The organism is Sphingomonas flavalba, assembly GCF_047553045.1.
Classification (GTDB): Bacteria; Pseudomonadota; Alphaproteobacteria; order Sphingomonadales; family Sphingomonadaceae; genus Sphingomonas_L; species Sphingomonas_L flavalba_A.
Genome location: NZ_CP180208.1, coordinates 689,295 through 710,019 on the forward strand (window position 1 = coordinate 689,295; position 20,725 = coordinate 710,019).

General features: G+C 67.1%; 15 protein-coding genes and 1 CRISPR repeat array (1 of these 16 running past the window's edge). Of the genes, 13 read left to right on the top strand and 2 right to left on the bottom strand.

Annotated elements, in window-relative coordinates:
• Nucleotides 1-745: a CRISPR direct-repeat array (repeat unit 33 nt; unit sequence CGTCGCCTCCCGCGCGGAGGCGTGGATCGAAAC) (it extends 12 nt beyond the left edge of the window).
• A 151-nt stretch (nt 746-896) separates the two neighbouring features.
• The 6 genes from ACMT1E_RS03215 (at nt 897) to ACMT1E_RS03240 (ending at nt 9,306) form a co-directional block, all read left to right on the top strand.
• Complete coding sequence (locus ACMT1E_RS03215) at nt 897-2,267, top strand: TolC family protein (RefSeq protein WP_414902237.1); 1,371 nt, start codon at nt 897-899, stop codon at nt 2,265-2,267.
• 38 nt (nt 2,268-2,305) lie between these two features.
• Entirely contained in the window at nt 2,306-3,295 is a 990-nt protein-coding gene (locus ACMT1E_RS03220) for an HlyD family secretion protein (protein ID WP_414903258.1), read from the top strand.
• On the top strand, nt 3,295-4,485 hold the full coding sequence (locus ACMT1E_RS03225; protein ID WP_414902239.1) for an ABC transporter permease: 1,191 nt from the start codon (nt 3,295-3,297) through the stop codon (nt 4,483-4,485). The genes ACMT1E_RS03220 and ACMT1E_RS03225 overlap by 1 nt, the downstream gene beginning before the upstream one ends.
• On the top strand, nt 4,482-5,609 hold the full coding sequence (locus tag ACMT1E_RS03230) for an ABC transporter permease (protein ID WP_414902240.1): 1,128 nt from the start codon (nt 4,482-4,484) through the stop codon (nt 5,607-5,609). The genes ACMT1E_RS03225 and ACMT1E_RS03230 overlap by 4 nt, the downstream gene beginning before the upstream one ends.
• Nucleotides 5,606-6,838, top strand: a complete 1,233-nt coding sequence (locus tag ACMT1E_RS03235) for an NnrS family protein (RefSeq protein WP_414902241.1) — start codon at nt 5,606-5,608, stop codon at nt 6,836-6,838. The genes ACMT1E_RS03230 and ACMT1E_RS03235 overlap by 4 nt, the downstream gene beginning before the upstream one ends.
• Before the next feature lie 137 nt (nt 6,839-6,975).
• Entirely contained in the window at nt 6,976-9,306 is a 2,331-nt protein-coding gene (locus ACMT1E_RS03240; protein ID WP_414903259.1) for a TonB-dependent receptor, read from the top strand.
• Nucleotides 9,307-9,730: 424 nt separating this feature from the next.
• Here the strand turns inward: ACMT1E_RS03240 and ACMT1E_RS03245 are convergent, their stop codons facing one another.
• Together ACMT1E_RS03245 and ACMT1E_RS03250 are read right to left on the bottom strand one after the other, a co-directional pair.
• Complete coding sequence (locus tag ACMT1E_RS03245; protein WP_414902242.1) at nt 9,731-10,879, bottom strand: MFS transporter; 1,149 nt, start codon at nt 10,877-10,879, stop codon at nt 9,731-9,733.
• Nucleotides 10,880-10,993: 114 nt separating this feature from the next.
• Nucleotides 10,994-11,956, bottom strand: a complete 963-nt coding sequence (locus ACMT1E_RS03250) for a LysR family transcriptional regulator (protein ID WP_414902243.1) — start codon at nt 11,954-11,956, stop codon at nt 10,994-10,996.
• A 214-nt stretch (nt 11,957-12,170) separates the two neighbouring features.
• On the opposite strand from ACMT1E_RS03250, the gene ACMT1E_RS03255 reads away from it, so the two are divergent.
• The 7 genes from ACMT1E_RS03255 to ACMT1E_RS03285 all read left to right on the top strand — a co-directional run bounded on the left by ACMT1E_RS03255 (nt 12,171) and on the right by ACMT1E_RS03285 (nt 20,724).
• Nucleotides 12,171-14,252: a hydantoinase/oxoprolinase family protein gene (locus ACMT1E_RS03255; protein ID WP_414902244.1), complete on the top strand. Its 2,082-nt coding sequence runs from the start codon at nt 12,171-12,173 to the stop codon at nt 14,250-14,252.
• A gap of 4 nt (nt 14,253-14,256) precedes the next feature.
• A complete protein-coding gene (locus ACMT1E_RS03260) occupies nt 14,257-16,038 on the top strand; it encodes a hydantoinase B/oxoprolinase family protein (protein ID WP_414902245.1) in 1,782 nt (593 codons plus the stop codon).
• 14 nt (nt 16,039-16,052) lie between these two features.
• Nucleotides 16,053-16,967, top strand: a complete 915-nt coding sequence (locus ACMT1E_RS03265) for an N-carbamoyl-D-amino-acid hydrolase (protein ID WP_414902246.1) — start codon at nt 16,053-16,055, stop codon at nt 16,965-16,967.
• Between the two features lie 61 nt (nt 16,968-17,028).
• Nucleotides 17,029-17,679 (top strand): glutaredoxin 2, encoded by a 651-nt coding sequence (grxB, locus tag ACMT1E_RS03270; RefSeq protein WP_414902247.1) that lies wholly within the window; start codon nt 17,029-17,031, stop codon nt 17,677-17,679.
• A 27-nt stretch (nt 17,680-17,706) separates the two neighbouring features.
• Nucleotides 17,707-18,450 carry an aspartate/glutamate racemase family protein gene (locus ACMT1E_RS03275; RefSeq protein ID WP_414902248.1) on the top strand — a complete coding sequence of 248 codons (744 nt, stop codon included), beginning with the start codon at nt 17,707-17,709 and terminating at the stop codon, nt 18,448-18,450.
• Between the two features lie 176 nt (nt 18,451-18,626).
• Nucleotides 18,627-19,385: an SDR family NAD(P)-dependent oxidoreductase gene (locus ACMT1E_RS03280; RefSeq protein WP_414902250.1), complete on the top strand. Its 759-nt coding sequence runs from the start codon at nt 18,627-18,629 to the stop codon at nt 19,383-19,385.
• A 19-nt stretch (nt 19,386-19,404) separates the two neighbouring features.
• On the top strand, nt 19,405-20,724 hold the full coding sequence (locus ACMT1E_RS03285; protein WP_414902251.1) for a Rieske 2Fe-2S domain-containing protein: 1,320 nt from the start codon (nt 19,405-19,407) through the stop codon (nt 20,722-20,724).
• Nucleotide 20,725: the final 1 nt, after the last annotated feature.

Below are 20,725 nucleotides of genomic sequence, written 5' to 3' on the forward strand. Positions count from 1 at the left end.
CGCGGAGGCGTGGATCGAAACGACATCCTGTCGGCGGCCTTTCGGAAGGTGGCGCGTCGCCTCCCGCGCGGAGGCGTGGATCGAAACGTCAACGAAGAGTATCTCGCCTTCCCTGTCGGCGTCGCCTCCCGCGCGGAGGCGTGGATCGAAACGGCGCCGCCAACAAGAATCTGAGCCAGAAATGGCGTCGCCTCCCGCGCGGAGGCGTGGATCGAAACACCATCGTCGCACCGCACGCCTGAGTAGCGCGCCGTCGCCTCCCGCGCGGAGGCGTGGATCGAAACGCGACGGCGTCGTCTGCGTCGAGCAGCGCAAAACGTCGCCTCCCGCGCGGAGGCGTGGATCGAAACTGGGTAAGGGCGCTCACGACTGGCGGAAGGAACGTCGCCTCCCGCGCGGAGGCGTGGATCGAAACACGTAGACCCACGCGCCGAACCCATCGCAGCCGCGTCGCCTCCCGCGCGGAGGCGTGGATCGAAACGCGGCGAACCGGCACCTCGCCAAAATAGCGTGCAAGTCGCCTCCCGCGCGGAGGCGTGGATCGAAACCCCTAAGAGGGGAATAGTTCGAATCGCGGCAGGCGTCGCCTCCCGCGCGGAGGCGTGGATCGAAACCCCAGGTGACGCGGATGATGGCGGCGGAGGCTGGGTCGCCTCCCGCGCGGAGGCGTGGATCGAAACGGGTAAGCCTGCCGCAAACGCCGTGTGATGACCGTCGCCTCCCGCGCGGATGTTTGGGCCGAACCTCAAGGGGGGTTGAACATTCGCCCGGCGCCTTCCGGGTATCGGGGGGCGGACTGGTGTGAAGATGTTGGGTCGGGATTCGGCGCTCGCCTGCGGGTCCGCCATTGAGATTTTTGGCCAGCGGCAATAGGCAGTGTGGTCAGGAGGCGGGCCATGCGAGTCTGGCTGGCGGCGGTTGTCGGGGTGTGTGCGGTGCCGGTGTCGGGGCCGGCCGTTGCGCAGGACACCGCGCCGGTTGCGCTAGAATACCGCGCGGCGCAGCAGCGGCTGCTGGAGCGGTCCGACGCGATTGCGGCGTCCGACGCCAATCTGCGCGGCAAGGCGTTTCAGGCCGGGGCAACGCGGTCGCTCGGCCGGCCGGAGGTCGATGTCGAAGCGCAACTGCTCGATTATCAGAAGACGCTTTACCTGCCGTTCGGGTCGCTGGCGCCGGTCGCGCAGGCGTTCGGCATAGATGACCCGTTGCGGTTTCGCCGGCGGGAGACGGCGGTGCGGCCGATCGTCACGGCGACGCTGCCGCTCTACACCGGTGGCCAGATGGCGGGGGTGAAGGCGGGCGCGCGCGCCCAGCTCGATCAGGCGCGGGCGGAGCGGCAGGGCGCGGTCGACAAGGCGTTGCTGCAACTGGCGCAGGCCTATTACGGCCAGCAACTGGCCGAGCAGGCGCTTGGCGTGCGCCGCGACGTGCTCGCCGGGCTTGAGCGGCACCTGTCGGACGCGGAGAAGCTGGAGCGCGAACAGTTCATCAGCCGCGCGCAGCGGTTGCAGGCGCAGGTCGCCCGCGACGATGCGGCGCGCGCATTCGAGACGGCGGTGTCCGATTTGGCGAGCGCCAATGCGGCGCTGGCCGGGCTGCTGCGCGCGCCGGACGGTGTCCGCCCGCTGACGCCGCTATTCGTCGACGCGCGGGCGCTTCCCCCGCTGGAGACTTTTACGGCGCGGGCGCTGGATGCCCACCCAGAGATCGGCCGGCTGCGCGCGCTGGAGGCGCAGGCGGAAGCGGGCGTGACGATCGAGGAGTCGAAGCGGCGGCCGACGCTCTACGGCTTCGGCCAATATAATTTCGACCGGCGGGATTCGCTGCTGACCGACCCGGACTGGAGCGTCGGCATCGGCCTGCGTTACAAACTGGCATCGGGCATGGGGCGTAACCAGGCGGTGGCGGCGGCGCGGCAGACGGCGTTGCAGGCCGACGCCGGTCTGCGCGAGGCGCGCACCCAGATCACCATTGGCGTGACCGGTGCGTGGAACGCGGTGGAAGCGGCGCGCAAGCGTTTCCTGCTGCTCGACAGCGCGCTGGAATCGGCGGCGGAGAATCTGCGGTTGCAGCGGCTGTCCTACCGCGAGCAGCAGGCGACGTCGCTTGACGTGATCGACGCCGAACTGGGCCTTGGCCGCGCCCGTATTCAGCGCGCGCAGACGGCGCATGATTACGTACTGGCGCTGGCGCAATTGCTCGACTTCAGCGGGGAGATCGACGCGCTGCCCGATTATGCCGCCCGCGCCGACAGGGAGGTCCGGTGAGCGAGGAAAGCGAGGAAGCACAAGCGGGCGAGCCGCAGATGCCGGAAGCGCGGCGCCGCCGCCGGCTGGCGATTGTCGCTGTGGGCGCGGTGCTGCTGTTGCTCGCGGTGGGGTTGTGGCTTGCCTACCGGCCGGCGCCCGATCTGGTGCAGGGCATGGTCGACGCGCGGCAGGTGCGGATCGCCAGCAAGGTCACCGGGCGGATCGCGGCCTTCCACGTCGAGGAAGGGCAAACGGTCCGCGCCGGACAGTTGCTTTACACGATCGCCAGCCCGGAAGTGTCGGCGAAGGCGCAGCAGGCGGATGGGGCGCTGGCCTCGGCGCGGGCGGTGGAGAGCAAGGCGAATAACGGCGCCCGGCCGGAGGACGTGCGCGCGGCGGCGGCGCAATGGCGCCGGGCCGATGCGGCGGCGGCGCTGGCGCGGACCACCTACCAGCGCAGTCAACGCCTGTACGACGAAGGGGTGCTGGCCGGCCAGAAACGTGACGAGGCGCGAACCAACGCCATTGCGGCGGATGAGGCGGCGAAGGCGGCGCGGGCGCAATATGACCAGGCGCTGGCCGGTGCGCGGGTGGAGGACAAGGCGGCGGCGCGCGGCCAGACCGAACAGGCGCAGGGCGCGGCGGCGGAAGTGGCGGCCGCGGCGGCGGAAACGCGGGTGACCGCGCCGATCGCCGGCGAGGTCGGCCGCCGGCTGGCCCAGCCCGGCGAACTGGTGCCGCAGGGTTTCCCGGTGTTCGTGCTGAGCGACGTCGCCCATCCGTGGGTGACGCTGACCCTGCGCGAGGACCAGTTGCGCGGGATCGCGCGGGGCAGCGAACTGGTCGGCACCGTGCCGGCGCTGTCTGGCCAGCGGGTGCGTTTTCGGGTCGGCTATGTCGCGCCGGCCGGCGATTTCGCGACCTGGCGGGCGACCCGCCAGTCGAGCGGGTTCGACGTCAAGAGCTTCGAGATTCGCGTCATGCCGGTCACCCCGGTGCGCGGGTTGCGGCCGGGTATGACCGTGTTGTTCGACTGGCCGCAATAATGCCGGGTGCGGGCGCCACGGCGGGGGCGGGCGCCGCCTTTCGCGACGGATGGCGCCGGGAGGTCCGCTTCCTGCGCGGCAGCGCATGGGACCTGGCACTGGTCAGCTGGATTCCGCTGTTGCTGTTGGCGCTGGTCGCCGTTCAGTTTGCCGCCGGGGTGCCGCGTGCGCTGCCGATCGCGGTCGTCGATCTCGACGGCGGCGGCATCGCACGTGAACTGACGCGGCGGCTGGACGCGGCGCCCGGCCTGCGCGTCGTCGCGCGCCCGGCGGACATGGCGGCGGCGCAGCGGCTGGTCCGCGCCAGCCGCGCCTATGCGGTGGTGCTGATCCCGCGCGATACCGAACGGACGGTGCTGCGCGGGGAAAGCGCCGATCTGACCGTGTTCTACAACGCCAGCTATGCGACGGCGTCGGGCGCTGCGCTGCGCGATGTCGGCGCGGTGGTGCAGGCCCATGCGGCGCGGCTGGCCACGGAACTGGGGGCGGCCGCAGCCCCCGGTGCGATCCGTCCGCCGCCGATCGCCGCGCACACCACCATCTTGTTCAACCCGCAGGGCAGTTACGAACTGCAACTGGTTGCGTTGCTTCACCCGGCGCTGCTCCACCTGCTGTTCATGGTCGCGGTGGCGAGCGCGCTGGGGCGGGAACTGCGCGACGGGAGCATCGGGCAGTGGCTGGCCGCGCGGCCTCGAACCGATGCCGCCGCTGCGGTTGCCGGCAAGATTGCTGTCTACCTCGCCATTTTCATGGCATGGGGTGTCGTCGCCACCGGCTATCTCGCCGGGCTGCGCGGCTGGCCGATCCTTGGCAGCCCGATGATGCTCCTGTGCGGCTATGCGGCGATGTACCTCGCCTATGCGGGGGTGACGGTGCTGGTCACCGCGATCACGCTGTCGATGGGCAAGGCGCTGTCGGCGGCCGGGCTGTATGCCGGCGCGTCCTTCGCCTTTGCCGGGGCGATCTTCCCGATCGAATCCGCGTCGCTGTTCGCGCGGCTGTGGAGCGCGCTGCTGCCCTACACCGCCTTTGCCAAGCTGCTTGCCGAGCAATGGATGATGGGGGCGCCGGCATGGGTGTCGATGCCGCAACTGGCGATCATGCTCGCTTTCCTGCTTGTCGGCGTGGCGGTGGGGTTGCCGCGCTACATCGCGGCGGCGGCGCGGCCGGTGGTCTGGGGGCGGCGATGATCGGGCGGGCGTTTCGTGCCACCTTCCGCGCCGTGCTGAGCGACAGCACCGCATTAATGCTGCTCGTCGGTTCCGCCGTGCTCTATTCCTTCTTCTATCCCAGCGCCTACGCGGGGGAGGTGGCGACGCGCATTCCGATTGTCGTCGTCGACATGGACAATAGCGGCAGCAGCCGTTTGCTGGTCGGCAGGCTGCGCGCGGTGCAGCAGGCGGAACTGGTCGCGCGGCTGCCCTCGCCGCAGGCGGCGCTCGGCTGGATAACCGACCGGCGGGCAAGCGCGTTGGTGCTGGTTCCGGAGGGGTTCGAGCGCGCCATCCTGCGTGGCGAGCAGGGCACGGTCGCGCTATACGGAAATGGCGCCTATCTGCTGCGCGGCAGCACCGCGCTCGCCGGGGTCGGCGCCGCGCTCGGCGCGCTCGGCCGGGATGCGGCGACAGGACAGGCGATGATGCTCGGCGCCCCGGCACCGCCGGCGTTCAGCGTCCTTCAGCGGCCGTTGTTCAATACCCGCGAAGGGTATGGCAGCGCGGTGTTCCCCGGCGTGACCTTCGTGATTATTCATCAGACATTGCTGATCGGCCTGGCATTGCTTGCCGCGACGATGCGCGAACGGCACGGCGCGCGCCGTTTCGGCGCCGGCGAACTGTTCGGCATTGCCCTGGCCTTCTTCGCTATCGGCTGCGCGAACACCGCCTATTACACCGGTTTCGTCTTCTGGTTCCAGGACATGCCGCGCGCCGCCGGTGGTTTTGGCGCGCTGGCGGTGGCGACGGCGCTGTTCGCCGCGGCGACGGTGGCGGCGGCGCTGGCGCTGGCCAGCCTGTTCCGCACGCGGGAGCGGCCGATCCAGCTGTGGATCGTCACCTCGGTGCCGATCTTCTTTCTGTCCGGTCTGTCCTGGCCGGCGGAGGCGATGCCCGGCTGGCTGGCGCTGCTCGCCCGTCTGCTGCCGACGACGCCGGGCATCCACCTGATGGTCGGCATCAACCAGATGGGCGCGACGCTGGCGGAGCAGCGGATTGAGTTGCTGAACCTCGCCGGGCTGACCCTGTTGTATGGCGCGGTGGCGGTGGCCCGTTTCGGCCGCCCGTCCGCGCGGGCGGGCGCGGGGAAGGGCGGATGACGGAGCGGCGGACGGCGGGTAGCCAGACGCGCGGCGAACGGATGCTGGCGCTGCGGCGGGCGCGGATGGCGGCAGCGCCCCCGGTGCTGCGCGGCGGGTTCCGGCCGTTCTTCCTTGCCGCCGGGCTGTGGGCGGTCGCGGCGATCGGCCTGTGGGTCGCGATGCTGTCCGGCCTGCCCGCGCCGGTGGCGGGCGACTGGCTGGCCTGGCACCGCCATGAAATGCTGTTCGGTTTTGTCGGCGCGGCGATCGCCGGTTATTATCTGACCGCCATTCCCAATCGCAGCGGCCGCCTGCCGGTGGCCGGGCCGCCGCTTGCCGCGCTGGCGCTGCTGTGGCTGGCCGGACGGGTGGCGCTGCTGCTGTCCGGCGGTCCCGGCGGCGCGGTGGCGATGCTGGTCGATTGCGCCTTTCCGTTCGTGCTGGTGCTGCTCGGCGCGCGCGAGGCGCTGGTGATGGGCAACCGCAACCTGCCGCTGGTCGCGCTGGTGCTGCTGCTTGGCATCGCCAGCGTGCTTGATCATGGCGGGGCGACAGGCTGGATTGCGGATGACGCGCTTGGCTGGCGCGGCGGTCTCGCCCTGATCGTCGTGCTGATCGCTATGATCGGCGGGCGGCTTGTTCCGTCCTTTACCCGCAACTGGCTGGCGCGGAGGGGCGCGACCGGGCGGATGCCCGGCCAGCCTGACCGTTACGACCGCGCCGCGATGGCGGTGACGGCGGCGGCGCTTGCCGGCTGGGCCGTCTGGCCCGACGCGCGGGCGACCGGCCTTGCCCTTGCCGCCGCCGCGCTGGCGCAGGCGGGGCGGATGGCGCGGTGGCGCGGGATGACGGCGGCGCGCGACCCGCTGGTGCTGAGCCTGCATCTGGGCTTTGCCTGGCTGCCGGTGGGACTGGCGCTGCTGGCGGCGTCCGGGCCGGGCGGGCCGGTGCCGCGCACCGCCGCGCTGCACGCGCTGACGGCGGGGGCGATGGCGACGATGATCCTGGCGGTGATGACCCGCACCATCCTGAGCCAGACGGCGCGGGATCTGCGCGCCGGGCCGCTGACCGTCGCTGCTTATGCGCTGGTGACGCTGGGGGCGCTGCTGCGGATGGCAACCGCGTTCGACCTGCTTGGCTATCAGGTCGGGATCATGGTTTCCGGCGGGGTGTGGACGGCGGCGTTTGGCGCGTTTCTGGTCGGCTATGCGCCGATACTGGTTGCGCCACGAGCGGCCGGGCGGTGACGGAAGCGACGCCGCAGACCATCTATATATCGATATGGATCGATAGATACCTTCATAACTTCACATAGTTTGCGGTGCGCCGCCCGCTCTATCGTCCCCACCGATAAGAAAGCGATTTAATCGGGAGGGCTTTGACCGTGACACACCGGCTCTATTCGACGACCTGTTTGCGTGCGCTTGCGCCCGCGCTGATCGGCGCCGCAGGCTTTGCGCTGGGCGCCCCGGCCTTTGCGCAGGGCGCGCCGGCCACCCATGCACCCGCCGACACCCATGCCGAGAACGACGGCGGCCTCGCCGATATCGTCGTCACCGCCCGCCGCCGCGAGGAAAGCCTGATGCGGACCCCGGTGTCGGTCACCGCATTCACCGGCGAGGAACTTGAGCGGCGGCAGATCGGCAAGAGCGACGAAATCGGCCGCTTCTCTCCGAACGTAGAGTTCCGCAGCCAGGCCAATGCGTCGAGCGGCAACAACAACGCGATCGTTTTCGTGCGCGGCATCGGCCAGTCCGATTTCGTGCCGAGCGTCGAACCGGGCGTCGGAATCTATGTCGACGAGGCCTATCTGGCTGGTGTGGCCGGGGCGGTGATCGGCCTTGCCGACATCGAATCGATCGAGGTGCTGCGCGGGCCGCAGGGCACGCTGTTCGGTCGTAACACCATTGGCGGCGCGGTGTTGATCAACACGGTGAAGCCAAAGCCCGGTTTCGAAGGCACGCTGGACGTTGCCGGCGGAACGGACAGCTACCTGATGGGGCGGCTGACCCTGAACGTGCCGCTGGCCGACAACCTCTATTCGCGGGTTACGTTGCTTGGCCGCCAGCGCGACGGGTGGGTGAAATACGTCAACCTGCCCGGCAGCCGGGGCGGCGGCAGCGAGGATACGCAGGGGGCGCGGCTGGCGTTGCGCTGGGAACCGAGCAGCACGGTGACCATCGACCTGAGCGCCGATTACACGACCAGCAAATCGGCTGGCCCGCCGCAGATCCACCTGTTCGACAACCGCGACTACGCGCCGGACGGCACCACGCTGACCACCGTCGGCGAATATAACCAGCTGGTCCAGCCGTTCTACGGCGGCCCGCTGATCGACAACAGCTATACTACCACCCTCAAGAAATTCGTGAATTACGGCACGCAGTTCGATGGGTCGAAGCAGGATATCTGGGGGTTGAACTTCACCACCTTGTGGGAGCTGGGCGGCGCCAATCTGAAGACGATCACCAATTACCGCAATGTCCAGAGCCGCGACGGCCGCGACGAGGACGGTACGCCGATCGACAAGGTCAACCACATCCGAGACCTGTTCGACGGGGAGCAGTGGAGCCAGGAAATCCAGTTGTCCGGTTCCGGCTTCGACCGCCGGCTCGACTGGACGTTCGGTGCCTATTACGCGGAAGATAGTACCGCCAATATCAACCCGATCGATTTCTCGCTGCTCGGCCTGACATCCGGTTCTATCGTCAAGAAGAAGAGCGCGGCGCTGTTCGGGCAGGCGACATACGACCTGACCGACAAGCTGAGCTTTACCGCCGGGTTGCGCTACACCAACGAGAAGAAGGACTTCATCGTTGACGATCGCATCCAGTATGTGACGCGGGTCTGGGGGCCGATGATCGGCGCGCCCGCCGGCTTCGTTACCCTGCCGCCGAACGCCTTCAAGCTGGCGGCGAACGGGGTGACCAAGGCCAATGCCGAGGTCGTCGACCATTATTACAACCTGAGCTATCAGGCGTCGGATGACGCGATGATCTACGCGTCCTATTCGACCGGCTTCAAGGGCGGCGGCTTTGTTCAGCGCATCACTCCCGGCGCGGTCGTCACCTCGTTCGAGCCGGAATTCGCCAAGGTCTATGAAGTCGGCTTCAAGCTGCAGGGGCTGGACAACCGCGTCCGCCTGACCGGCGCCGCCTTCTTCACCGATTATACCGACATGCAGATCGTCGTGCAGCGCGGCGTCGCCCCGGCGACGGAAAATGCCGGTGACGCGGAAATCAGGGGCTTCGAGCTTGAAGCGGTAATGAAGCCGACCCGGACGCTGCAGCTGTCCGGCGGGCTTGGCTATTTGAAGGCCAAATACACCAAGCTTGACCCCAGCGCGACGATCCCGATCACCAACAAGTTGCCGAGCACGCCGAACTGGCAGTTCAACCTTGCTGCCTATTACACGGTGCCGACCCCGGTGTTCGACGGCGAGTTGAGCCTGCGCGCCGACTATTCCTGGTCGGACGGCTACTTCCTCAACGCGGAGAACGACGTCCTGCAGAGACAGCGCCCCTATGGCCTGCTGAATGCCGCGATCAGCTGGATCGACCCGAGCGGCAAGCTGGAGCTGTCCGTGCAGGGCAAGAATCTGGCCAACAAGGCCTATCTGACCTCGCCGCAGCTGGCGATCAATATTCAGGGGCAGGTTGCCCCGACGGTTGGCCAGGACCGGCAGTTCACCGCCAGCGCCAAATACCGGTTCTAAACAACTTCACTTGCGCGGCGGGGCGTCGGGGCGATCGGAACGGATCGCCCCGGCGCCCCGCAGGCGTTTGAAGGCAGGCGGGCCGGCTGCGCTAAGTGGTTGTCGGTGGCGGTGCGGGGCGACCCGGTTCTTTCCCGCCATGTCCGGCGGTGTGCGGTCGCGGTCGGCTGGCGGTCGAGGCGAGGCGGCAATCGCCGGGCGAGCGGCATGACGACCGCGACCGAGGCGAGGATGAACGCTGCCGTTGCGGCGAAGCCGGCGATGGCGATCAGATGGCCGCCGATTACGACGCGGGACAACAGGGCGCCGCCCGTGGAGGCGACGATCCGGCCGGACAGAGAGAGTTTCGCTGCCAGACCAAACAGGTAGGGCGCCGCGATGAGCCGGAAGGTGTGTGGTAACCGACCCGGCGACTGCGGTGGAGCTAGACGGTGGCTGACTGGCGGTCGAGGCGGCGCTGCAATTGCCAGGCGAGCAGCATGACGACCGCGACCGAGGCGAGGATGAAGGCGCCGATTGCGGCGAAACCGGCGATGGCGATCAGATAGCCGCCGATCACCGGGCCGAGCGACCCGCCGAACAGCAGGGCGCCGCCCGCCGAGGCGACGATCCGCCCGGACGGGTCGAGTTCCGCCGCCAGGCCGAACAGATAGGGCGCGGTGAAGAACAGGAAGGCGTGGTAGACGACCTCGACGATGGCGAACACCGTCGCGTTGCTGGTCTGGCTGATCCAGAAGGCGAGGACGGCATTGAACACCAGCCCGATCATCAGCGGCTTCATCCGTGAAAAGCGGGTGCCGATGATCGCCGCCGCCCCGGCACCGGACAGGGCGAGCACCCCGGTCGCGCCGAGGATGACGCCGATCTGCGCCTTGGTCAGGCCTGAACGCAGGCCGATTTGTTCGGTGAACGCCCACAGTGCCGTCTCCCGCGCCGAAAACAGCGCGATGGCGGTAACGATCGCCAGGGTCGGGCCGATCGGCAGCTTGGCGGGCACCGGGCGTGTCCCGGCCGGATCGGTGCTGTCGGCGCGGCGCTGCGGCAACAGCATGACCAGCGGCACGAGCAGCGCGATCAGCATCGCCTGATAAGCGAATATCCCGGAATGCTGCCATTTCGGGATGATCAGCGGCAGCAGGCTGAGCGAGACGAGTTGGGCGAGCCCGACCGAGATCAGCAGCAGCGACGACAGCCGGTCGGGATTGGGCGAATTAGCGATCGACGCATTGCCGGCGGCGAGCATAAGCCCGGCGCCGAAGCCCGCGACCATCCGGGCGGCGACGATCGACGGCAGATCGACCAGCGTCGCCGAGAAGCCATGGGCCAGGATGGCGATGGCGGCGCCGATGATCGCGACGGTGCGCCGTGGCCAGGCGCCCATCAGCGGCGCGACCGCGAAGGAAACCAGCGCCACGGTGATCAGTTCGGCTGAACACAATAGCCCGGCCTGCTGTTCGTTGAGGTTGAGGCCGGTGATCAGAGCGCCGACCATGAAGGGCAGGGTGATCTGGGTGAGCTGGCCGGATGTGCTGGCCGACATGACCCCAATGGCGAGTGTACGCGAACCGGCCATGCCTTGTCCCTTCCCCGATGCTGCGCGCGCGGCGCCCGCCGAAACGGAGCCGACGGCCTTTGTGTCAGGGTAGCGTCTGGCGGGCGGTGGCTTACATCCGAAAAACTGGATGTATCACTCCGAAACGGCGTTGCGAACCGGTGCGGCGGGCGCCCGCCCGGCGTCCCGCCTGATGCCGTGCAGGTCGAGCAGGTCGGTGATGAAGGCGCGAACCTGCGGTTTGTACGGCGTGCCCTTCTTCAGCACGAGCGCGATTTCGACCGTCGCTTCGATCTGGTGGGGCAGGATCGCCTTCATCTCGCCACCCCGCACCCATTGATCGGCATAGTTGACCGGCAGGAAGCCGATGAACCGGCCGGACCGGATCAGGATCGCGGTGCCTTCGATGTTGAAGCCGGTGGCGGTCATGTTCTGGAAACGACGCAGGCGTTTGGGCAGCACCTCCGCCTGCCGGTATTTGGGCCGGACGATTTCCTGCCCGAACAGGTCGGCGACCTGCATCCGGTCGCTGACAGACGGGAATAACGGGTGGCGGGCGCCGCAGTATAGTTGGTGACGCTGAGTGCAGAGCGGGATGTATTCGACCCCGACGGTGCGTTTCAGCGGGCTGGACACGCCAAGATCGTAGGCGCCTTCCGATACGCCCTGTTGCACCTCCAGCGGCGATTTCACGTGGATGTTGATGCTGACATCGCCGCGCCGGTCCTTGAAGCGAGCAATCGCCTCGTCCAGCTTCAGCCGATGGTTGGACACAATATGGTCCATGCACGCGATGTTGAGGGTGCCGGACAGCTTGCCCTTCTTCGAACGGATGACGCTGCTGAACTCGTCGAGATGGCCGAACAGCTTGCGGGCGGCGGCGTAGACCATTTCGCCGTCTTCAGTGACGTTGAAGCCGGCGCGGCCGCGCTCGCACAGGCGGATGCCGAGCCGGTCCTCCAGGTCCGCCATATGCGAACTGAGTGTCGACTGGCCGATGTTCAGCGTTTCCTGTGCGTTGACGAAGCCGTTGTTCTCCACAACCGCCATGAACACGCGCAGCAGGCGCAGATCGACCTGGTGAATCTGGTTCTTCATTGGTCGGAATGCCTATGGTTCGCTTCGGGAAGTGTCAAACCATGTTACGCTTACATCGGGCGACGCGCTGTAGCGGCATAAGGCAAGGCGAAGGGAAATAGTGAAAACATCCACGAACGTCGATGTGTGGTGCTGTCTTTCGCTATGGCTCGGCTGCCGGGAATCGCGCTAGCGGCAGGCTTGGATTGTCAGGACAGAACGTTCCGGGGACTGGATGGCTAAGCTGATCGGCGTTGACGTTGGCGGGACCTTCACGGACGTGGTGTTTCACGACACCACCGAAGGCACCACCCATATCCACAAGCTGCCGTCGACCAACCACGATCCGTCACAGGGCGTGCTGGCCGGCATTCTGCAGATCTGCGAGCGCGGAGGCATCGCGCCGGCTGAGCTCGACCAGATTTACCACGGCACCACTGTCGCGACCAACGCGATACTGGAGAACAAGGGCGCGCGGGCCGGGATGCTGACCACCGCCGGCTTCCGCGACGTGCTCCACATCGGCCGGCACCAGCGGCCCCAGCATTATTCGATCATGCAGGAAATCCCCTGGCAGGACCGGCCGCTGGTCCGCCGTCGCGACCGCAAGGTGGTGGCGGAGCGGATTATCCCGCCGACCGGCGCGGTCGAAACCCCGCTCGACGAGGCCGGGGTCCGGCGCGCGGCGCGGGAGTTCCGCGAGGACGGGATCTCCTCCATCGCGGTCTGCTTCCTGTTTTCCTATCTGAACCCGGCGCACGAGGAGCGGGCGAAGGCGATCATCCTCGACGAGTATCCGGATGCGTTCGTCACCACGTCCTCTGCCGTTTCGCCGCAGATCCGGGAATTCGAGCGGTTCACCACCACCGCGATGAACGCCTTCGTCGGCCCGCTCGTTCGCCAGTATATCGGCCGGCTGAGCGCGGCGATCGGCGAGGCGGGGATTGGCGCGAACCTGCATGTAATGCTGTCCAACGGCGGGGTCGGCACCGCCAAGATGGTGTGCGAGGAACCGGTGCGGACGCTGCTGTCGGGCCCGGCCGCCGGGGTGCTGATGGGCCAGCTATGCTGCCGCACCTCCGGGCGGCGCAACCTGATCACCTTCGATGTCGGCGGGACCAGCGCCGATATCGCAGTGATCGAGCAGGGCGCCTATGCCGAATCCTCGGCGCGGGAAACGTCGATCGCCGGCTTTCCGGTGCTGGTGCCGATGATCGACATTCACACGATCGGCGCCGGCGGCGGCAGCATTGCCGCTTATGACGACATCAACGGTTTCCGCGTCGGGCCGGAGAGCGCCGGGGCGCAGCCCGGGCCTGCCGCCTATGGCCGTGGCGGGCGGCTGCCGACGGTTACCGACGCCCATGTTGTGCTCGGCCGGCTCGACCCCGACAATTTCCTGGGCGGGGAAATGGCGCTGAACACGGTGGCGGCTAGTGCGGTGATCGGCACGCTGGCCGATGCGCTGGGCCTGACCCCGCATGCCGCGGCCGAAGGGGTATTGCGCGTCGTCAACAACAACATGGCCAACGCCATCCGCGAGCGCACCGTGCAGAAAGGCCTCGACCCGCGTCGTTTCTCGCTGGTCGCTTACGGCGGTGCGGGGCCGCTGCACGCCGTCGATGTCGCGCGGCTGCTCGGCACGCCGGAAGTCATTGTGCCGGAATTCCCCGGCATCGGCTCGGCGGTCGGCCTGCTGACCTCGGATCTGAAATACGATCTGGTCGGCACGTTCCTGCAGAACAGCGACGCGCTCGATCTTGCGCGGCTGTCGCGTCACCTTGGCGAAATGCGCGACCGGATCGCCGCGCAGTTTGCCGAGGACGGGGTGGCGCCCGACACGGTGGCGTACCGCTATGCCGCCGAATTGCGCTATGTCGGCCAGGGCTATGAATTACGCGTCGAATTTCCGGACTGCGTGGTAACAGGCGACACGATCGCGGCGGCTTTCGCCGATTTCCACGACCGCCATCGCAAGGAATATGGCCACGCCTTTCCCGACGCGGCGATCGAGATCGTCAACCTGCGCGTCGCCGGCATGGCCGAGACCCAGAAGATACAGCCGCGCGCCCACGCCTGTGCCGGTACGGTTGCTGACGCGCTGGTGCGCGACGGGCATTGCCATTTCCGCACCGCTGCGGGGCTGCAGGCGCTGGCGACGCCATTCTACGCCCGCGAGCGCCTGCCGGTCGGCGTTGCGGTCGCCGGGCCGGCGGTGATCCTGCAGAAAGACACCACCACCGTGGTCCCGCCTGATTGCCATTTCACGCGCGACGCCGGCGGCGACGTGATCATCACGATCCAGACGGGAGACTGAGGCCATGACGCGCGATTCGATGCCACAGGTCGACCCGATTACCGTCAGTGTGATCGAGGGGGCGCTTGCCAACATCGCTACCGAGATGGGCCACAAGCTGATCCGCATGGCCTATTCGAGCATCATCCGGGAATCGGAGGATTTCGGTGCCGCGCTGGTCGATGCCAGCGGCCAGCAATTGTGCGAGGCGAAACAGAGCACGCCGCTTGCTTCGGGGCCACTGCCCGGCTGCGTCGCCGGGATCATGGATCAGTTGGCGCGGCGTGGCGAGGTGATCGAGCCGGGCGACATCATCGTCCACAACGACCCCTATGCCGGGGCCAGCCACCTGCCCGATGTCGGATTCTATGTGCCGGTGTTCGTCGGAGACGAACTGGTCGGCTTTTCCTGCGCGATGTCGCACCATGTCGACATCGGCTCTTACAAGCCGGGGAGCGGCGGGCAGGTCAACGCCAGCGACGCCTATGCCGAAGGGCTGCAGCTGAAGGCGCTGAAGGTTTACGCCCGCGGCCAGCGCAACGACCAGTTGTGGCACCTTATTCGCGACAATGTCCGCATGGCCGATGTCGTGATTGGCGACATGGAGGCTGAGATCGCCGCCGTGCAGATCGGCGCGCGCCGTTTCGCCGAACTGATCGAAAGTTATGGCCTGGACGTGTTCCGCGCAGCCTGCACGGTGTCGCTCGACAACGCCGAACGCAAGATGCGCGCGGCGATTCGCGCGGTGCCGGACGGCGACTATACCGGCGTCGTCCATATCGACGGGTTCCTCGATCACCCGGACCCCGCCTATTCGGACCTGCCGCTTAGCGTGACGCTGAAGGTGCGGGGCGACGAGATCGTCGCGGACCTGGCCGGCACCGCGCCGCAGCTTCCCGACAAGCCGATCAATATCCCGTTTCGCGGCAGCGTCGACTGCGCGATTTTGGTCGCGATCAAGAGTGTGCTGCTCGATTCCGCGGTACATGGAGAGATTCCGCAGAATTCCGGGCTGGTCCGTCCGATCACGATCACCGCGCCGGTCGGCTGCCTGGCGAACCCGGTGTTCCCGGCGCCGACCATGTGCCGTTACGCCGGCGGCATTGCCCTGTCCGACGCGACGATGAAGGCGCTGGCGCAGGTGGTGCCGGACAAGGTCTCTGCCGGCGTCGGCAATGGCGGAGGCATCGTGTTTGGCGGCGACAGCGGCAGCGAGGCGATGTGGCTGCATGTAGAGCTGTTCGAGGGAAGTTATGGCGGGCGCCCGCAGCGCGACGGCATGGATGCGGTCGATTGTCTGTTCGCCAATACCCGCAACAACCCGATCGAAGATGTCGAGTCGCATAATCCGCTGCGGATCGAGCGTTACGAACTGCGCGAAGATGTGGCGGCACCGGGCATGCAGCGCGGCGGGCTGGGCACGATCAAGGAGTTTCGCATGCTGGCGGACGGTAGTGTCGCGGCGGAGTCCGACGGCCACAAGCACCGGCCCTGGGGCTTGCTGGGCGGAGAGGACGGGTCGACCCGCGCCACCGTGCTGGAACGCGCCGATGGCAGCTGCGTCGAGTTGCCGTCAAAATTCGACTTCCTCGAATATCGGTTGAAGGCCGGTGACCGCATCCGGGCGTTTGGGCCGGGGGGCGGCGGCTACGGCCCGCCCAACCAGCGCAACCCGGAGGCAGTGCGCGACGACGTGCTGGACGGGCTGATTTCCCGCGAAAACGCGGAACGGGATTACAAGGTGGCGTTCACCGCAGACGGCGAGATCGACCACGCCGCCACCGAGAACCTGCGGAGGGGCAATTGACCAGAATTGTAACTGTGGCTGCGGCGCAAATGGCGGCGGCATCGCCCTATACCGGGCGCAAGCCGGTGGTCGACCGCATGCTGGCGATGATGCGCGAGGCAAAGGCGCGTGGGGCGGACGTCATCGTCTATCCCGAACTGGCGCTGACCCCGTTCTTCATCATGCACTGGGTCGACGATCTGGCGGAAGCGGACGTCTATTACGAAAAGGCGATGCCCAATCCCGACGTTCAGCCGCTGTTCGATGAGGCGCGGGCGCTCGGCATCGGCTTCTATCTCGGTTATGCCGAACTGATCGGGCAGGGCGAGGGGGCGAAGCGCTTCAACACCGCGATCCTCGTCGGCAAGACCGGCGAGATCATCGGCAAATACCGCAAGGTCCACCTGCCCGGCCACGCCGACTATCGACCGGAATTGCCGTTTCAGGGGCTGGAAAAGCTGTATTTCGAGGTTGGCGATACCGGTTTCGGTACCTGGCAGGCCTTTGGCGGGGTTGTCGGCATGTGCATCTGTAACGACCGCCGCTGGCCGGAGACCTACCGCGTCATGGGGCTGCAGGGGGTCGAGCTGGTGATGGTTGGTTACAACACGCCGACCAGCGTGCCGTGGGACACCACCTTCGATCACCTGACCGAGTTCCATAACCACCTGTCGGTGCAGGCCGGTGCCTACCAGAACAGTTCCTGGGTGGTTTCCGTTGCCAAGACCGGCCGCGATGGGCCGCTGGACCTGATCGGCGGAAGCTGCATCGTTTCGCCGGGCGGCGAGATTGTCATGACGGCGCAGACCCGCGAGGACGAACTTCTCGTTGCCGCATGCGACCTGGATCTGGCGCAGAAATACAAGCGATCGGTTTTCGACTTCTCCCAGCATCGCAGGACCGAGCATTACCGGGCGATCTGCGATCAGATCGGGGTCGCGGCGGCATGATCGGCGGCGGGGCGGCGTGGACCGGGCGGCGCCCGCCCCGCGCCGACCGCCCCGCGCGGCGATGATCGAGCTCTACCTGTATGAAACCTGCCCCTTCTGCACGAAGGTGCGAATGGCGCTTGGCGCGCAGCAGCTTGACTATCGGCGCGTCTACCTGCTGGCCGACGACCGGGATACGCCGCGTTGGCTGACCGGGCGGCCGGGGGTGCCGATCCTCTATCTCGATGGGCGCTATCGCACCGAAAGCGATGAACTGGTTGATGCGCTGTCCGGCCGCGGGCGGGGGCTGGCCTTTGCCAGCGCGCCGCTCAGCGCGGCGGCAGGCGCGTGGCGTGACGCGGTTGCCGGCGCCTATGATGCGCTATGTTATCCGCGTTTTGCGCGGCTTGGCCCGCCGGAACTCTCCAGCGATGGCGCGATGCGCTATTTCGCGCAGTCACGCAGCGAACGGCTGGGTCAGAGCCTGGAGGAAGCGATGGCGCGCAGCGGCGAATATGTCGCGCAGGTGATGCCGGCTTTGGCGGCGGTCGCCCCGCATGTCGACCCTGCCGCCGTCGCGGAAGGGCGGCTGAGCGCCGACGATTTCCTGTTGTTTCCGGCGCTGCGCAATCTGGCGCTGGTTGACGGACTGGCGCTGCCCGGCCGTATCGCCGCCTATTTGGCGGCGGTTGCCGACACATGCGGCGTGCCGCTGTTCGTTGAGCGATACTGATCGGGTGGTCGAGTGGAGGGACGAGGCGTGAAGAAGCATATTTTCGTGTTGCACCCGGCGGTAGGGCCGACGCGCGACCCGGCTGAACTGGCGGGCATGATCGGCGCCGACGTGACGATCACCGTCGGTGGGCTGGACGCGGGGCCGGTGCATCTCGCCAGCCAGTATGAAGTGGCGCTGGCAGTGCCCGATTGCTGCGCCAAGGCCAGGCAGGCAGAGGCGGCGGGCGTCGACGCGATCGTCATCGATTGCATGGGCGATGTCGGTGTTGCCGAAATCCGCGAGAATGTGCGCATTCCGGTGCTTGGCCCGTACCAGACCAGTCTGGCGGTCGCGAGTCTGCTCGGCCAGCGCTGCGGCATCGCCACGATGGCGCGACAGGTTGTGCCGGTGATGTATGCCGAGGCCCGCCGTTATGGGTTCGCCGATGCGATCGCCGCGCTCGATGCGATCGACATGTCGGTCGCCGAGATGGCGGCGGACCCGGAAGAGCGCGACCGGCGCCTGGCGGATTTGTGCCGGCGGATGGTGGAGCGTGACGGCGCCGATACCATTATCCTTGGCTGTACCGAGATGCTGGGCGCCGAAACCCGGCTGTCGGCGACGCTGCGCGCGTTGGGGGCGGATGTTGCGGTTGTCCAGCCGCTGGTCGCGACGATTGCGGTTGCCGCCGCGATGCTCGACGCCCGCCTGGCGCACAGCAAGACGGCCTATCCGTTCCCGATGTTCGGCAACCATGTCGGCTACCCGCATCTGGGTGGCGCGGCGTGAGCGGCGCACACTTCCGGATTGGTGTAGCTAGGGCAAGTTTTCATCGGCCTTTATCGATGGAAATCCCGCGCTTTCGTCATTCAATTCACGGCGTGATTTCCTAGAGTGGCGAAATTGGAAAGGCCGCGTCAGGTCGGCCGGGAGGATGCGATGACCAGCCTATGCCGGAACCGGCGATGACCGAACGCACTGCCCTTGTCACCGGCGGCAGTTCCGGCATTGGCGCGGCGATCTGCCAGCACCTTGCCGAAGCGGGCTACCGGGTCGTCAACCTGTCGCGCCGCAAGCCGGCGAGCGCCCACTCCGCCATTGTCCATTATTCCGTCGATCTGTCCGATCTGGAAGCGACGCGGCAGGCGGCGGCGGAGATCGCCGCGACCTACCCGGTCACCAGCATCGTCAACAACGCCGGCGTGGTGCGCGCCAAGCCGCTGGAGGAGGTGGCGATCGCCGACCTCGACGCGCTGACCCGGATTCATCTGGGCGCGGCGATCATTCTGACCCAGGCGATGTTGCCGGCGATGAAGGCGGCGGGGTTCGGGCGGATCGTGAACATGTCGACCCGCGCCATTCTGGGGCTGGCGACGCGCACCTGCTATTCGGGAACGAAAGCGGCGCTGGTCAGCATCACCCGGACCTGGGCGATGGAGCTTGGCCGCCACGGCATCACCGTCAACGCCATCGCCCCCGGACCGGTGGTGTCGGAAATGTTCTCCGAAGTGGTGCCGACTGGCAGTCCGGTGTTCAACGCCTTGTCGAACCTGATTCCGGTCGGCCGCATCGGCTCGCCGGACGATGTGGCGCGGGCGACGATGTTCTTCCTCGATCCGGCGAACAGCTATGTGACCGGCCAGCTGCTCTATGTCTGCGGCGGCAGCAGCATGGGGTCGCTGATCGACGGCGGCCTGAACGCGGCGATGCAATCCCATGACTGACACCAGCGCAGGACAAACGATGACCACCCCCTATTCCAACGAGGCGATCGCCGCGCTGGTCGAGCCGCGCCGCTATCATCGCCGGCTGTTCACCGACCCGGGCCTGTTCGATCTCGAAATGGAACGGATTTTCGGGCGGGCATGGGTCTATGTCGCGCATGAATCGCAGCTGGCGAAGCCCGGCGATTATGTGACCACCCGTATTGGCACGCAGCCGGTGATCGCCGTGCGCGACAAGGACGGAGAGGCGATCCACGTCCTGCATAACCGCTGTGGCCATAAGGGCGCGACGGTGGTCGAGCGCCCGTGCGGCAATGCGCGCAAGTTCCGCTGCCAGTATCATGGCTGGGTGTTCAATCCCGACGGCTCGCTGTTCGCCCAGCCGCACCCGATCGGCTACCGCGATTGCGGGTTCGACCGCGCCGATCCGCGCTACGGCATGCCGCGGGTCGCTCGGCAGGCGGAATATCGCGGTTTCATTTTCGCCAGCCTGAGCGAAGACGGGCCGGATTTCGATGCGTTCATCCAGGAAATCCGGTCGTCGTTCGACAATATGATCGATCGTTCGCCGGTCGGCCGGCTGGAACTGGTCGGCCAGGGGTTCCGCTATCTGAAGCGGAGCAACTGGAAGGCGTTCATGGATAACCTGGACGATGCGATGCATCCGATGGTGACGCATCAGTCGGTCGGCGACGCGTGCAAGGATTATCTGCGCGACGTCGATCTGGCGCAGGACCCGGAACTCAACCGCTATGTCGAGATCATCAACCCGTTCAATTCGGGTTACGACTTCTACGACGATATGGGGGTGACCGCCTGCCCCTACGGCAATGGCTGGACCGGCGGGGCAAGCAGCATCCATTCCGAATATGACGAGGTGCCGGGTTATCGCGCGCTGCTGCGCGAGGCGCATGGCCGGGAACGGGCCGACGAAATCCTGTCGACCAACCGCCACAACACGATCGTCTACCCGTCGATGACGTTGAAGGGGCCGATCCAGAACATCCGCATCGTTCGTCCGCTTTCCGTCGACCGTTCGATCATCGAGGCGTATTCGTTTCGTCCGGTCGGCGCGCCGGACGAGGTGTTTCGCCGCAACGTCATCTATTCCAATCTGGTCAATTCGCCGGCGTCGATGGTCGGTACCGACGATGCGGAGATGTACGAGCGTTTGCAGCACGGCCTGCGGACCGAGGCGCAAGAATGGATCGACACCAGCCGCTATTTCGGACGCGAGGAGGAAATCCGCCCCGGCGTGCGGGTGGCGCCGGGCACCAGCGACCTGTCGTTCCGCAATATGTACCAGACATGGAAAGACTATATGACGGGGGTGCTCTGAA